Origin of the sequence: Alkalibacterium iburiense (genome assembly GCF_039521845.1) — a bacterium.
GTDB lineage: Bacteria > Bacillota > Bacilli > Lactobacillales > Carnobacteriaceae_A > Alkalibacterium > Alkalibacterium iburiense.
Genome location: NZ_BAAACW010000175.1, coordinates 1 through 519, shown reverse-complemented (window position 1 = coordinate 519; position 519 = coordinate 1). Strand labels below are relative to the sequence as shown.

Annotated in this window: 1 protein-coding gene; it reads right to left on the bottom strand. The window is 38.0% G+C overall.

Annotated elements, in window-relative coordinates; all coding sequences use genetic code 11:
- Positions 1-105: 105 nt before the first annotated feature.
- The coding region (locus ABDZ53_RS12825; protein ID WP_343757143.1) for a transposase at positions 106-519 on the bottom strand (414 nt) is incomplete at its 5' end.

Genomic DNA, 519 nt, shown 5'->3' with positions numbered 1-519 from the left:
CGTTAAAATTTACAAAAAAGTCAAATGCTGGCGCAGCGGATGACTTTTTCCAGAATTTTTTGACTATTCTATTGGTTCTGAACTTCATTTTGCGAGTTATTTCACTTATCCTGGTTCAAAAAGAGCTTTGAAGTATGCATACGATTCATACTTTACCGAGCGTAAGTGACGCAAAATCTGGAAAATAGTGGGTTTTAAATTCAATTCTAGCTTAATGAGCAGCGTCAATAGATAGACAATCATCGCCATAATCAACTGGTTCTCAACACCGACTTCTGATTTCGAATAGTACGTTTTAATCGTCATATGTTGTTTCATATGCTTGAAAAACAATTCGATTTGCCAACGTGAGTGATAAAGGTTCCCTATCTCTTCAGCGGTCTTGAAGACATCATTGGTAATGATTCGTAAATCAGATCGCCCTTTTCGACGAATAGTCACTAAACGCATGAGGCTGGTTAAATACCCTGTACCACCAAGCAACACATATTGGTCACTGACTACGTCAGAGTCTTTATC